Origin of the sequence: Gemmiger sp. An120 (assembly GCF_002160955.1) — a bacterium.
Lineage (GTDB): Bacteria > Bacillota > Clostridia > Oscillospirales > Ruminococcaceae > Gemmiger_A > Gemmiger_A avium.
This window is the reverse complement of sequence record NZ_NFLN01000010.1, coordinates 12,663-26,645: the sequence shown is the minus strand read 5'-3', so window position 1 is coordinate 26,645 and position 13,983 is coordinate 12,663. Positions and strand designations below refer to the sequence as shown.

The window sequence follows — 13,983 nt, the reverse complement described above, 5'->3', positions numbered from 1 at the left end:
AATAAAGGGCGCTGCCCAAGCGAAAGGATGAACCGACTATGATGACCCAGCGCGAAAACCTGCTGGCACTGCTGCGCCGCCAGCCCTACGAGTTCCAGCCGGTGGAATTTGTATTCTGTCCCCACCTGCAGGATGTTCTGCGGGAGAAAACCGGTGATCCCAATGCCGATTACCGGGAGTACTTCGGCTTCCCCTGGCGGGACATTCCGCTGGTTCCGGACGATCCTACCACCGACCGCTTCCTGCCGTATCACGCCCACCGGATGAACGATCGGGTAACCATCGACGAGTGGGGCGTAGGCCATGAATCCACCCCCAGTTCCATGCACATGACCAAGATGCTCTGCCCGCTGGACAGCGCGGAGGACGTGGAAGAGATCGAGAACTATCCGCTGCCGGTGTATACCGAAAAGGGCAACCCGGACCTGGCAGAAAAGGTCAAGGCGGTGCAGGCCCGCGGCCTGGCTGCTGTGGGCAACATGCAGATGACCATCTGGGAGCAGTCCTGGTACATTCGGGGCATGGAAAACCTGATGATGGACATGATGAGCGACGACCCCATGGCCACCGTTCTGCTGGACCGCATCACCGAGATGAGCCTGTCCCGGGCGCTGCTGTATGCCCGCGCCGGTGTGGATATCCTGTATCTGGGCGATGACATCGGCATGCAGCACACCATTATGATGAGCACCGAGCTGTACCGCACCTGGATCAAACCCCGCCTGACCCGCCTGATTCAGGCCGTCAAGGCCGAGCGGCCGGACATCCTGGTGTTCTACCATTCCTGCGGCTTTATCGAGCCCTTTATCGACGACCTGATCGACGCGGGCGTGGATGTGCTGAACCCCATCCAGAGCGAGTGCATGGACTTTGCCGAGATCTACGAGAAGTACCATGACCGGCTGTCTTTCCACGGCACCATCGGCACCCAGACCGTTATGCCCTTCGGCACGCCGGAAGAGGTGCGCCAGGCGGTGTGGCACAACCTGGAAGTGGCCAAGGATGGCGGCCTCTTTGTCACCCCGACCCATATGCTGGAGCCGGAAGTGCCCTGGGAGAACGTGCTGGCCTATGTACAGGCCTGCCGGGATTATCAGGTGAAAAACCGCTGACGCGGCATTTGCTCCGCTGAGAAGGTCAGACGGATCCAGCGCTCCCAGGGCTGGCCGGGCAGCACCAGCGCGGGCAGTCCCGGCCGTTCCTGGGGCTCCAGGGCAAAAGCGGCGCTTTCGGCGGCACAGCCGCCCTCCAGCGGTTCGCCGGCCAGATACCCGCCGGAATAAAACACCAGCGCCGGCAGGTCGGTTTCCATGGTTAAAACCCGGCCGCTGGCAGGGTGTTCCAGCCGGACGGCAGGGGAGCCCTCCAGCAGATAGGCGTTGTTGTAGCCCAGCGCGTTGTGCAGCTGCGGATGATCCGCATGGGGCGCAGGTTCCTGCGAACAGGTGAAATCCAGCGGCGTACCGGCAACATCCAGCACGCCCCGGGGCAGGTGTTCCTGGTCATTCCAGCAGGCCTGCCGGGCGGCAATCTGCAGCCGGTGGCCGGTGCAGGGATGGGCAAAATCACCACTCAGATTCCAATAGGTATGGTTGGACAGGCTTACCGGGGTCGGCGCATCCGTTTCCACCCGGTAGCGGATGGTCAGCTGGGCAGGCCCGGTCAGGGCGTACCCCACCCAAAAGGTCCGGTTTCCCGGATAGCCGTCCAGCCCGTCCGGCAGATCCAGCCGGTAGGCTACCTGATCCGGCCGGGCATGCACCGTCTGCCAGACCTGGCGGGAAAGACCGCCGGGCCCTCCGTGCAGATGGTTGCGCCCCTCGTTTTGGGCAAGCTGAAGCGATCTGTCAGGAATCTGCAGCCGCCCGTTCTCCACACGGCCTGCAACCGGGCCCAACGTGGTGCCCGCATGGGTGCCGCTGCGGATACAGGCATCCGGAGAGGGTAAAGGCAGCGCAATATTTGAAAATCTGCCGGTTTTGTCGAGTATTTCAACCCGAGACAAAGCCGCCCCATTTGGAACCGTTTTGATACGAATCTTGTCCGTTTCCAACAGAAAACATCGGTGCTGTTGGGCAGGTTCCCCAAAAATCCTTGCATATTTGTAAAAAAAATCCATGGCTTGTCCCGCTTTCTTTGTGCACTTTTTGCAAGCCTTTCCTCAAGAAAAAAGGTTCGGCTTTATTGTACGGCACAGGTGAGTATTTCACAAGTCTGGTAAAATAAAGAGCAAATTTTTGAAATAACTGCGCAAGTTTTTGGAAAGACAAGACAGGAATCAGCGGTATAATAAAAGAGACAAAAACAGTCAACGCTGTGACGGGAATCTGTTGCAAAATGGCAAAAGAATCCCTGCGCGGCGGCGATACAAAAGAAAGGGGTCTGGAAAGTGCAGCATACGCTTGAATTCAAGAAGATCACCAAGTACTTTCCCGGCGTAAAGGCGTTGGACGGGGTCAGTTTCCAGGCGCGCAGCGGTGAAGTGCTGGCGTTCCTGGGCGAAAACGGGGCGGGCAAGTCCACCCTGCTTAAGACCCTCAACGGCGACTATCAGCCGGACGAGGGCGAGTACCTGGTGGACGGGCAGCCGGCGCATTTCCGCAATCCGCATGAGGCCATCGAGGCCGGCATCAGCGTGATCTACCAGGAACGTCAGATCCTGATGGAGCTGAGTGTGGCCGAGAACATCTATCTGGGCCGGATGCCGACCAAGGGAATCATGATCGATACCCGTAAGGCTAACGAAAACGCCCAGCGGATCATCGAGGATTTCGGGCTTCCCATCCGGGCAACGGACAAGGTCAAGGATCTGAGCATCGCCTACCAGCAGATGGTGGAAATCATGAAGGCGTACAGCCGTGATAACCTGAAGGTCATCTGCTTTGACGAGCCCACCGCCAGCCTGTCCGACGCCGAGATCGACAGCCTGTTCCGGATCATCGGCAAGCTCAAGAGCGAGGGCAAGATCATCATTTACGTGTCCCATCGTATGAGTGAAATCAAGACCATCGCGGATAAGGTGGCCATCTTCAAGGATGGCCGGTATGTGGACACCGTGGACGCCCGCACCACCCCCGAAGCGGATATGATCCGTATGATGGTGGGCCGCGACCTGGGCGACATCTACGAAAAGCTGGACCGCAACACCGCCCCCAAAACCGAGGTGCTGCTGGAAGCACGCCACATCTCCTCGGACTACGTGGACGACGTCTCCTTCACCCTGCACAAGGGCGAGGTGCTGGGCTTCTCCGGCCTGGTAGGCGCAGGCCGTACCGAGACCATGCGCGCCATCATCGGCGCCGACAAGATGACCGGCGGCGAGGTGCTGCTGGAAGGCAAACCCATTCACAACCATTCGCCCTATCATGCTATGAAAAACGGCATCGTGCTGGTGCCGGAAGACCGCAAGATGCAGGGCATCCTGGCGAACCTTGACATCACCGATAACATCAACATCTCCCTGCTGGATAAGCACTCCAACGCGCTGGGCATCCTGAACCGGAAAGCCGAGCAGGAGACCGCCGAAAAGGGCATCCGGGATTTCCGCATCAAGACCCCTTCGGCCGACAAGAAGATCGTGGAGCTCTCCGGCGGCAACCAGCAGAAATGCATCGTGGCCCGCTGGATGGCCACCGAGCCGAAGGTGCTGATCCTGGACGAGCCTACCAAGGGCATCGACGTGGGTGCCAAGGCAGAGTTCTACCAGATGATCTGCAACTTTGCCAAGCAGGGCCTGGGCGTGATCCTGATCTCCTCCGAACTGCCGGAGGTCATTGGCCTGAGCGACCGCATCATTGTAATGCGCGGGCGTGAGATCACCGGTGAAGTGATGCGCGAGGACGCCACCGAGGACCGGCTGCTGAGCCTGGGCATGATGGAAAAAACGAAAAAGGAGAATGAGGCATGAGCGAAAAGAAAAAGCTGGGCGGCATCATCAGCGGCGACAAGCTGATCCTGATCGGTGCGATCGTCGTGGTATATATCGTATTCACCCTGCTGAACAGTAACTTCCTCAGATGGACAAACTTTGTGAATATCCTGGTGGCCTCCCATCTGGTAGGCCTGGTGGCCATCGGCCATACCTATCTGATCATTGCCGGTCAGAACGATTTGTCTCCCGGCTCTGTGGCGGCTTTCTCCGGCGTGCTGGCAGCCCTGCTGGTCAGCTGGGGCCTGAACTTCTGGCTGGCCCTGATCGTCACCATCGTGGCGGGCATCGTGGTAGGCCTGTTCAACTCCTGGATGGTCAACAGCATCAAGCTGGAAGCCTTCATCGCCACCCTGGTTACCCAGTCCGTGATCCGTGGCTTTGCCTACATCATCTGCGACGGTAAGCCCATCGCCATCAGCGACAGCACCTTCCTGTGGATCGGCAAGATCCGTTTCCTGGACATCCCGCTGTTTGTCTGGATCACCATCCTGTGCTATGTGGCCTTCGGCTTTATCCTGGCCAAGACCAAGTTCGGCCGCAGCGTCTACGCCATCGGCGGCAATAAGGACGCGGCCCGTCTGGCCGGCCTGAACCCCAAGCGCATCGTTCTGATCTGCTACGTTGTCATGGGCATCTTCTGCGCCCTGGGCGGCACCCTGTTTGCTGCCCGAATAAACTCCGGCCAGCCCTCTGGCAACCTCAACCTGGAGTTTGACGCCATCACCGCCGTTATCCTGGGCGGTGTGTCCTTCAGCGGCGGCGTCGGCGGCATGACCGGCACCGTTCTGGGCGTGTTCCTGATCCAGGCTTTCAACTCCGGCCTGACCATGGTCAACATCCCCACCTTCTGGCAGTACGTGGCCCGCGGCGGCCTGCTGCTGTTCGCTCTGACCTCTGACTTCATCCGTCGCCGCAACCGTGAGCGCAGCCTGCTGGAGGCCAGCAAGAAGAACGCCTGATCTTCCTTTATTCTGGTTCGAGTGCCGGTATTTGCCGGCGAAAAATACATATTGGAGGAAACAAACATGAAAAAAGCACTTGCACTGGTAACGGCTCTTACGCTGTGCCTGGGCCTGATGGCCGGCTGCAGCACTGGTGAATCCAGCAGCACTCCCGCTGCCAGCGGCAGCAGCGCCGCTGCGGGCAACAGCACCAGCGAGCCCGCCACGGAGGGCGGCAGCAAGGGTATGATCTACGGCATCTACAAGGCCGGCGACCAGACCTGGTTCATCGATGAGGGCGAGGCTGCCAAGGCTGCTGCCGAGGCCGCTGGCTACGAGTTCACCTATGTGGACGCCAAGATGAGCCCCGAAGAGTACCTGAAGGCTCTGGACAACGCCATCGCCAACAAGGCTGCCGGCGTTGTGACCTGCGTGCCTGACCAGACCATGTCCCAGGCTGTTGTGGACAAGATGAACGAGGCTGGCATCCCCGTGGTTGCCGCCGACGACGCCCTGGAAGTTGACGGCGAGAAGCTGGTTCCCTGGGTTGGCATCAACGCTTACAAGATCGGCGAAGCCAACGGCGAGTGGCTGGCCAACTACGTGAACGAGAACGACCTGGCCACCAAGGAAGACGTTGGCCTGCTGATCATGACCATGGACACCGTGTCCAGCTGCGTGCCGCGTGCTGAGGGCGAGTACGACAAGTTCACCGAGCTGTGCCCCGACTTTGACACCGCCCGCATCTTCAAGGCTGACTACGACGGCACCACCGACAAGGGCAATACCCAGGCCGCTGCCGTGATCACCGCTCATCCCGAAATCAAGACCTGGCTGGTTACCGGTGCCAACGAGGAAGGCTGCATCGGCGCTGCCCGTGCTCTGGAGAGCGCCGGCCTGGATAAGGACGCCTGCGTTGTAGGTCTGGGCGGCTACATGGCCAAGGACGAGTTCAAGAAGGACTTCTCCTGCGTGAAGGCTTCCGCTTACTTCTCCGCTGAGGACGTGGGCGCTGGCTCCATCGAGGTTCTGCTGCAGCTGATCAACGGCGAGGAGCCCGAGATGGAGACCGCTGTGGACGCCGTGGTTGTCACCCCGGAGAACTACGTTGAGGTCATGGGCAAGTACGCTGAGTAATTTCCCGGATTCAACGCTATAAAACCACACCCCTTGTGCAAAACGGGCCCGGCTTATGCCGGGCCCGCTTTGCATGCAGGAATTTACAACACAGGGGCGGGCCTTGAAAAGGTCCGCCCCTGTGCTGTGTCCGGCGTATCAAAAAAGCCCGGGCCTGCAGACCCGGGCGAAAATATTACAGGGAAGAACGGCGGTATTCCAGCGGTGTGACCCCCACCACCCGTTTGAAGGTGGTGCAGAAAGCGGCTTCACTGGAAAAACCGCACTTGTGGGTGATTGCCTTGGCAGGCAGCGAGGTAGTTTTCAGATAGTACTTGGCGGCATTGACCCGGGCAAAGATGATGTATTCGTGCGGGGTATAGCCGGTCTCCTTTTTAAACTGGCGGGTAAAGTGATACGGACTCAGGGAAGCCCGCCGCGCCAGATCGGTCAGCGTCAGCGGCTGCTCCAGATTTTCCGCAATGTAGCTGAGCAGCTCTTCCGAGACCGATTCGCCCCGGTCGGCGGTTGCCGGGCTGCCGGTAAAGAAATCGGTCAGCAGGCTCACGGTGTATTTGTTTACCATCGATTCGCTCACCTTGCCCCGGTCATGGAACAGATTGTAGATCCGTACCAGGCTGCGGCGGACGCTGCGGGGGTCCGGCGGGGTCATCACCAGGCAGTTGGATATGGGGCACAGCGTGCGGAAATAAGCCTGGGCCTGGGTGCCGTCAAAATGCAGCCAGTAAATCTCCCAGCCCTCCTCGGAACCATAGATGTGCGACTGGTAGCAGTCCAGCAAAAAAACGGAATTTTCACCCACCGTCCTCCGCCTGCCGTCCACCTGCACATAGCCGGTTCCCTTTTCCACAAACAGGGCCAGGTAACTGTTGTAGCTGCTGCGGTCCACCCGGTATTCGCCGCTGCACCAGTAATGCCCTACACAAAGCGGATAAAAGAAGAGATTACGCGCCGTTTCGCTGGGTGTGTGAAAGTAAATTTCCGAGCTGGGAAGCACACCCTTGCTGTACACTTTCATGCCGATCGCCCTCCCTCTAAAGCCATTATAGGAGACGGGACGAAAGGTGTCAATTCAAGGAGGGATTTTCCCCAATCAATACCGCAATTTTTTGAAATAAGTAAGCAAGTAACGAGAACCACAAACCCCTTTGTTTGTGGTAGGATAAAGGCAAAGAAAACGCCCAAAGGAGGAAGCGCGCTATGCAGCAAACGGGTAAAGTTCGTGTATGGCAGGAAGCTCTGGTCATCCCCACCTATGGCGTGGGCAAACCGGACCGCAATCCCATGTTTTTGGAAAAGCGGGTCTACCAGGGAAGCTCCGGCCGTGTGTATCCCTATCCTGTGATCGATAAAATTCTGGACGAGAAGCAGGATCAGACCTATCAGGCGGTCTGGCTGGAAAATGACTATCTGAAGGTCATGATTCTGCCGGAGCTGGGCGGCCGTATCCAGCGCGCCTATGATAAGACCAACGGCTACGACTTCGTGTACTACAACGAGGTCATCAAACCCGCGCTGGTGGGCCTGACCGGGCCCTGGATCAGCGGCGGTATCGAGTTCAACTGGCCCCAGCATCATCGTCCTACCACCTATGCCCCCACCGATTTTGTGCTGAAGAACAATCCGGACGGCAGCGCCACCGTGCAGGTGAGCGAGGTGGACCAGATGTACGGCACCAAGGGTATGGCCAGCTTCACCCTCTACCCGGATAAAGCCTACATCGAGATCAAGGGCCAGCTGTACAACCGCACCAACACCCCCCAGACCTTCCTGTGGTGGGCCAACCCCGCGGTACCGGTCAACGACTACACCCAGTCCATCTTCCCGCCCGACGTGACCGCGGTTATGGACCACGGCAAGCGGGATGTCTCCCGTTTCCCCATCGCCACCGGCGTGTACTACAAGCACGACTACGGCGCGGGCGTGGACATCAGCCGCTACAAGAACATCCCGGTACCCACCTCCTACATGGCCTACCACTCTGACTACAACTTCGTGGGCGGCTATGACTACCAGGTGGAGGCCGGCATCCTGCACATTGCCGACCACCATGTGTCCCCCGGCAAGAAGCAGTGGACCTGGGGCTGCGGCGACTTCGGCAAGGCCTGGGACCGTAACCTGACCGACGAGAACGGCCCCTACATCGAGCTGATGACCGGTATGTTCACCGACAACCAGCCCGACTTCACCTGGCTCAAGCCCTTTGAGGAAAAGACCTTCACCCAGTATTTCATGCCCTACAAAAAGGCGGGCAGCGTCAAGAACGCCAGCACCGAGATCGTGCTGAACCTGGAAGTTGCGGACGGGGTGTCCCATGTGGTGGTCTACGCCACCGGCCCCCGTGCCGGGGTACGCACCGTCCTGACCGGCGGCGGCAAGACCTGGCTGGACCGCACCAACGACCTGTCGCCCACCCAGGTGCTCTGCACCACCGCCGAGACCGGCGACCTGGCCGCCCATGAGCTGACCCTGTCGGTCTACGATGCCGACGGCCGTCTGCTGCTGGACTACACCGCCGCCGCGCCCCATGTGGACAAGGTGCCTGATCCCGCCCAGCCCGCCAAGGAGCCGGAGGAGATCGCCACCTGCGAGGAACTGTACCTGACTGCCCAGCATCTGGAACAGTACCGCCACGCCACCTACGATCCCGATCCCTACTATCTGGAAGGTCTGAAGCGTGACCCGGGCGACATCCGCCTGAACACCGGCTACGGCCTGCTGCTGCTGCGCCGGGGCCTGTTCGCCCAGGCGGAGAAGCACTTCCGTGCCGCCATCGCCCGCCTGACCTGGAAGAACCCCAACCCCTACGACAGCGAAGCCTACTACGATCTGGGCCTGGCGCTGTTCTACCAGGGCCGTAACGACGAGGCCTTCGACGCCTTCTACAAGGCCACCTGGACCGCCGCCCAGCAGGAGATGAGCTTCTACTACCTGGCTGCCATCAGCACCCGCCGCGGCGAGTGGCGGGAGGCCCTGGCCCATGTGGAGCGCAGCCTGGTGCGCAACGCCCACAACCTGAAAGCCCGCAGCCTGCGCGCCATCCTGCTGGATAAGCTGGGCCGCCGCGTGGAGGCCCTGGATCAGCTGCGCAGCGATCTGGAACTGGATCCCTTCTGCTATGTGTCCCGCTACCTGCTGGGCCAGTGGGAGGGCACCGGCCACGAGGAACTGCTGCACCTGATGGGCAATCGTGCCAGCAGCTTTATCGAGTGCGCCATCGACCTGGCCGAGGCTGGTCAGTGGGATACCGCGGTGGCCATGCTGCGCCTGTGCACCGCCGGCAGCCCCATGCTCAAGTACTACGAGGGCGCTTATCTGGCCCGCCTGGGCGACGAGGACGCCAGCCGCAAGGCCTTTGCCGAGGCCAAGGGGCGCAGCCCGCTGTACTGCTTCCCCAACAAGCTGGAGGATCTGTGTGTGTTGCAGCAGGCTATGGAAGCCGATCCCACCGATCCCCGCGCCCCCTACTACCTGGGCTGCCTGTACTACGACAAGAAGCAGTATGAGACTTCCCGTCAGCTGTGGGAGAAATCCGCCGAACTGGATCCGGCGTTCCCCACCGTGTGGCGCAACCTGTCCCTGACCTGGTTCAACAACTCCAAGGATCCCGTCCGTGCCCGCGAAGGCATGGAAAAGGCCTTTGCCCTGGATACCACCGACGCCCGTATCCTGCTGGAACTGGATCAGCTGTACAAAAAGACCGGCGTGACCCCCGCCGAGCGTCTGGCCAATCTGGACAAGTACCCCGAGACCAGGGTCAAGCGGGACGATCTGTGCGTGGAATATGTAACCCTGCTCAACCTGCTGGGCCGCTATGAAGAGGCCTATGCCATCATCATGGGCCGTCATTTCCATCCCTGGGAGGGCGGTGAAGGCAAGGTGACCAAGCAGTACGCCACCGCCCTGACCCAGATGGGCCTGGCCAAGCTGAACGCCGGTGACGCCGCCGGCGCCCGGGACCTGCTGCTCAAAGCGCTGGTATTCCCCGAGAACCTGGGCGAGGGCAAGCTGGAAGGCGCCAAGGACAACGACATCTACTACGCGCTGGGCTGTGCCGAGCGTATGCTGGGCAACGAGGAGCAGGCCGTGGTCTACTTTGAGCGCGCCAGCGTGGGCACCGAGGAGCCTGCGGGCATGATGTACTATAACGACCAGCCCGCCGACATGATCCTGTACCAGGGCCTGGCACACCGCGCCCTGGGCCGGGAGGAAGCCGCCCTGGCCCGGTTCCACAAGCTGGTGGACTACGGCGAGAAGCACCTGTTCGACACCGTCAAGATCGACTACTTTGCCGTGTCCCTGCCGGAACTGCAGCTGTTTGAGGAAGACCTGACCCGCCGCAATCAGGGCCATTGCCACTACCTGATCGGTCTGGGCAGCTACGGCCTGGGCGATACCGCCCGCGCCGCCGCCAGCTTTGCCGAGACCCTGCGCATCGACTGTGCCCATCAGGGGGCTATCCTGCACAGCCATCTGTGCAACTGAAACAATTTGCTATCCTCTTTTTCTCTCAACTGACACCCAAGCGCCCCTGTTTCGGCAGGGGCGTTTGGGTTTTCCGGAAAAGATTTCCTTTTGTGTACCCCGCCGGTCGTTTTCCGTTTGCGGGTGGCCCGGTTCGTGCAGTCTGCCGCTTGACAAGCACCCGCAAAATGGCGTACCATATGAAGTGCCCCCACCGGCGCGGCGTTCCGCCCGCCACCATATATAGGGGGCAGACGCCTGTGACTGACGGATCAGTGGAACTACCACAGGGGAACAGGCCGTCCCATACATTGCCGACCGTCTGGGCAGCATCGCGTTTGCGGTGCTGCCCATTTTGTTTTGTCCAGGGCGGCACAGCGATGTGGGAGCGCCTGCCGCAGGCAGGGGAAGGGAGAACAACTATGCAGCAGTGGAACGGTTTTGTGCCCGGCGTCTGGCAGAACGAGATCAACGTGCGGGATTTTATCCAGCGCAACTATACCCCCTATGAGGGGGACGACAGTTTCCTGGCCGGGCCCACCGCCCGCACCAAAGGGCTGATGGAGAAGTTCAACGCCCTGCTGAAAGAAGAGCGGGCCAAGGGCGGCGTGCTGGACGTGGATACCGAGAACGTGTCCAGCCTGCTCAGCTACGGCCCCGGCTACCTGGACAAGGAGAATGAGCTGATCGTGGGCCTGCAGACCGGCGCGCCGCTGTGCCGGGGGGTGAACCCCTTCGGCGGTATCCGGATGGCCCGGCAGGCCTGCGAAGCCTATGGCTACAAGCTGTCCGACAAGATCGAAGAAGAATTCCGCTACCGCACCACCCACAACGACGGGGTGTTCCGCGTGTATAATGAAGAGGCCCGTGCCGCCCGGCACTGCGGCCTGATCACCGGCCTGCCCGATGCCTACGGCCGGGGCCGAATCATCGGCGACTACCGCCGGGTGGCCCTGTACGGGGTGGACATGCTGATCGAGGCCAAAAAGGCCGACTACGCCGCCCTGGGCCATCGGGATATGGACGAGGACACCATCCGCCTGCGGGAGGAGGTCTGGCGCCATATCGACTTCCTGGACAAGCTGAAAAAGATGGCCGGGCTCTACGGCTTTGACATCTCCGCCCCTGCCGAAAACGCCCGGCAGGCGGTGCAGTGGACCTACTTCGGCTATCTGGGCGCCATCAAGGAGCAGAACGGCGCGGCCATGAGCCTGGGCCGTGTCAGCACCTTCCTGGACATCTACTTCCAGCGGGACATGGCGGCCGGTATCCTGGACGAGACCGGCGCCCAGGAACTGATGGACCAGTTCGTGCTCAAGCTGCGGATGGCCCGCCACCTGCGCACCCCCGAGTACAACGAGCTGTTCGGCGGCGATCCCATGTGGATCACCGAGGCGGTGGGCGGTATGGGCCAGGATGGCCGCACCCTGGTCACCCGCAACTCCTTCCGGGTACTGAACACCCTGTATAACCTGGGCAGCGCGCCGGAACCCAACCTGACGGTGCTCTGGGCCGCCGCTCTGCCGGAGGGCTTCAAGCGGTTCTGCGCCCGGGTGTCCTGCCAGACCGACGCCATCCAGTACGAGAACGACGATCTGATGCGTCCCATCTACGGGGACGATTACGCCATTGCCTGCTGCGTGTCCGCCATGCGGCTGGGCAAGGATATGCAGTTCTTCGGCGCCCGGGCCAACCTGCCCAAGATGCTGCTCATGGCCCTGAACGGCGGCAAGGATGAAAAGAAGAACCAGCAGGTGGGCCCCGCCACCACCCCCTGGCAGGGCGAGTACCTGGATTACGAGGGTGTCTGCCGCCGCCTGGACTTCTACCGGGAGTGGCTGGCCGGCGTTTACGCCAACACCATGAACGTGATCCACTACATGCACGACAAATACGCCTACGAGAAGCTGCAGATGGCCCTGCACGACACCGACGTGCACCGGTATATGGCCTTCGGCATCGCAGGGCTGAGCGTGCTGGCGGACTCCCTGTCGGCCATCAAGTACGCGAAGGTGCGCTGCATCCGGGACGAGGAAACCGGCCTGATCACCGACTTTGAGGTGGAAGGGGAGTACCCCGCCTATGGCAACGACGACGACCGGGTGGACTCCCTGGCCGCCGAGCAGGCCCGGCTGTTCTTTGAGGAACTGAAAAAGCATCCTCTCTACCGCAACGCCGAACCCACCCTGTCGGTGCTCACCATCACCTCCAACGTGGTCTACGGCAAAAAGACCGGTTCCACCCCGGACGGCCGCAAGGCGGGCGAACCCTTTGCTCCCGGCGCCAACCCCATGCACGGCCGGGAAAAGAGCGGCGCGCTGGCCAGTCTGAACTCGGTAGCCAAGATCCGGTACGACTACTGCAAGGACGGCATCTCCAACACCTTCTCAATCCTGCCCGCCGCCCTGGGCCGCACCGACGCGGACCGGTACGCCAACCTGGTGCAGCTGCTGAACGGCTACTTTGCCCAGGGGGCCCACCATCTGAATGTAAACGTAATGGACCGCCAGAAGCTGGTGGACGCCTACAACGACCCGGACAAGTACCCCAACCTGACCATCCGGGTATCCGGCTACGCGGTGGACTTCCACAAACTCAGCCGGGAACAGCAGCGGGAGGTCATCCAGCGCACCTTCCACGAGGCGCTGTGAGCGCCGGGGCGATGACCGGCCGGGTCCACTCCTTCCAGTCGATGGGGGCGGTGGACGGCCCCGGCCTGCGGTATGTGGTGTTTTTCCAGGGCTGCCCGCTGCGCTGTGCCTACTGCCATAACCCAGATACCTGGGCGTTTTCCGGCGGGCAGCCGGCTACGGTGGAACAGGTGCTGCAAAAGGTGCGCCGCTGTGCGCCCTATATAAAGGAAAGCGGCGGAGTCACCCTCACCGGGGGCGAACCCCTGGCCCAGCCGGAATTTGCCGCTGCGCTGCTGGCGGCTCTGCAGACGGAGGGCTTCCACACCGCGCTGGATACCTCCTGCGCCGCCCCTCTGGCCGCTGCCCGGGCGGCACTGGAACACACCGACCTGCTGCTGGCGGATCTGAAATTCTCCACCGAGGAGGACTACCGCCGCTATACCGGCGGCAGCCTGTCCCACACGATGGAGGTGCTGGCCCTGGCCGGGGAGATGGGGGTGCCCGTCTGGCTGCGGCATGTGGTGGTGCCGGGCCTGACCGACGGGCCGGAACACGCCGCCCGCTTCGCCGCTCTGGCCCGCACCCTGCCCACCCTGCAAAAGGTGGAACTGCTGCCGTTCCATAAACTGTGCCTGCACAAGTACGAGAATCTGGGTCTGCCGTTCCCGCTGGCGGATGTGCCTGCCGCGTCGGCGGAGCATCTGACCAATCTGCGCGCCGCGCTGGGAAATCTGGCCGGCTGACAAACCACGACCCGCTTGTTTCCGCCGTTTCCGGCAGGGGAGAAGCGGGTCGTTTGCCGCCCAAAGCGGATTTTGGGCCGGATGAACAGCCCGGTTGACAGATTGCCAACCCTTGTTGCTTGCCGGAAAAACGA

General features: G+C 61.2%; 10 protein-coding genes and 1 riboswitch. Of the genes, 7 read left to right on the top strand and 3 right to left on the bottom strand.

Annotated features, from left to right (window positions below):
• The first annotated feature begins 38 nt into the window (after positions 1 to 38).
• Entirely contained in the window at positions 39 to 1,112 is a 1,074-nt protein-coding gene (locus tag B5E65_RS09490; RefSeq protein WP_087171535.1) for a uroporphyrinogen decarboxylase family protein, read from the top strand.
• Here the strand turns inward: B5E65_RS09490 and B5E65_RS09485 are convergent.
• Together B5E65_RS09485 and B5E65_RS16205 are read right to left on the bottom strand one after the other, a co-directional pair.
• A complete protein-coding gene (locus B5E65_RS09485) occupies positions 1,094 to 2,005 on the bottom strand; it encodes an aldose epimerase family protein (protein ID WP_242957520.1) in 912 nt (303 codons plus the stop codon). The genes B5E65_RS09490 and B5E65_RS09485 overlap by 19 nt on opposite strands.
• Positions 1,992 to 2,336 carry a hypothetical protein gene (locus B5E65_RS16205; protein ID WP_158098555.1) on the bottom strand — a complete coding sequence of 115 codons (345 nt, stop codon included), beginning with the start codon at positions 2,334 to 2,336 and terminating at the stop codon, positions 1,992 to 1,994. The genes B5E65_RS09485 and B5E65_RS16205 overlap by 14 nt, the downstream gene beginning before the upstream one ends.
• A 53-nt stretch (positions 2,337 to 2,389) precedes the next feature.
• On the opposite strand from B5E65_RS16205, the gene B5E65_RS09480 reads away from it, so the two are divergent.
• The 3 genes from B5E65_RS09480 (at position 2,390) to B5E65_RS09470 (ending at position 6,009) form a co-directional block, all read left to right on the top strand.
• Entirely contained in the window at positions 2,390 to 3,907 is a 1,518-nt protein-coding gene (locus B5E65_RS09480) for a sugar ABC transporter ATP-binding protein (RefSeq protein ID WP_087171533.1), read from the top strand.
• Positions 3,904 to 4,890 (top strand): ABC transporter permease, encoded by a 987-nt coding sequence (locus B5E65_RS09475; protein ID WP_087171532.1) that lies wholly within the window; start codon positions 3,904 to 3,906, stop codon positions 4,888 to 4,890. Before B5E65_RS09480 ends, B5E65_RS09475 begins: the two co-directional genes overlap by 4 nt.
• Before the next feature lie 66 nt (positions 4,891 to 4,956).
• A complete protein-coding gene (locus tag B5E65_RS09470; RefSeq protein ID WP_087171531.1) occupies positions 4,957 to 6,009 on the top strand; it encodes a substrate-binding domain-containing protein in 1,053 nt (350 codons plus the stop codon).
• 175 nt (positions 6,010 to 6,184) lie between these two features.
• Here B5E65_RS09470 and B5E65_RS09465 read toward each other — a convergent pair whose 3' ends face one another.
• Positions 6,185 to 7,027: a helix-turn-helix domain-containing protein gene (locus tag B5E65_RS09465; protein WP_087171530.1), complete on the bottom strand. Its 843-nt coding sequence runs from the start codon at positions 7,025 to 7,027 to the stop codon at positions 6,185 to 6,187.
• Between the two features lie 182 nt (positions 7,028 to 7,209).
• On the opposite strand from B5E65_RS09465, the gene B5E65_RS09460 reads away from it, so the two are divergent.
• The 3 genes from B5E65_RS09460 to pflA all read left to right on the top strand — a co-directional run bounded on the left by B5E65_RS09460 (position 7,210) and on the right by pflA (position 13,849).
• On the top strand, positions 7,210 to 10,494 hold the full coding sequence (locus B5E65_RS09460; protein WP_087171529.1) for a DUF5107 domain-containing protein: 3,285 nt from the start codon (positions 7,210 to 7,212) through the stop codon (positions 10,492 to 10,494).
• Positions 10,495 to 10,723: 229 nt separating this feature from the next.
• A riboswitch (ZMP/ZTP riboswitch) is annotated at positions 10,724 to 10,808 on the top strand.
• An 87-nt stretch (positions 10,809 to 10,895) separates the two neighbouring features.
• Positions 10,896 to 13,124: a formate C-acetyltransferase gene (gene pflB, locus B5E65_RS09455; protein WP_087171528.1), complete on the top strand. Its 2,229-nt coding sequence runs from the start codon at positions 10,896 to 10,898 to the stop codon at positions 13,122 to 13,124.
• Positions 13,121 to 13,849, top strand: coding sequence for a pyruvate formate-lyase-activating protein (pflA, locus tag B5E65_RS09450; RefSeq protein ID WP_242957519.1), 729 nt, complete (start codon positions 13,121 to 13,123; stop codon positions 13,847 to 13,849). Before pflB ends, pflA begins: the two co-directional genes overlap by 4 nt.
• Positions 13,850 to 13,983: the final 134 nt, after the last annotated feature.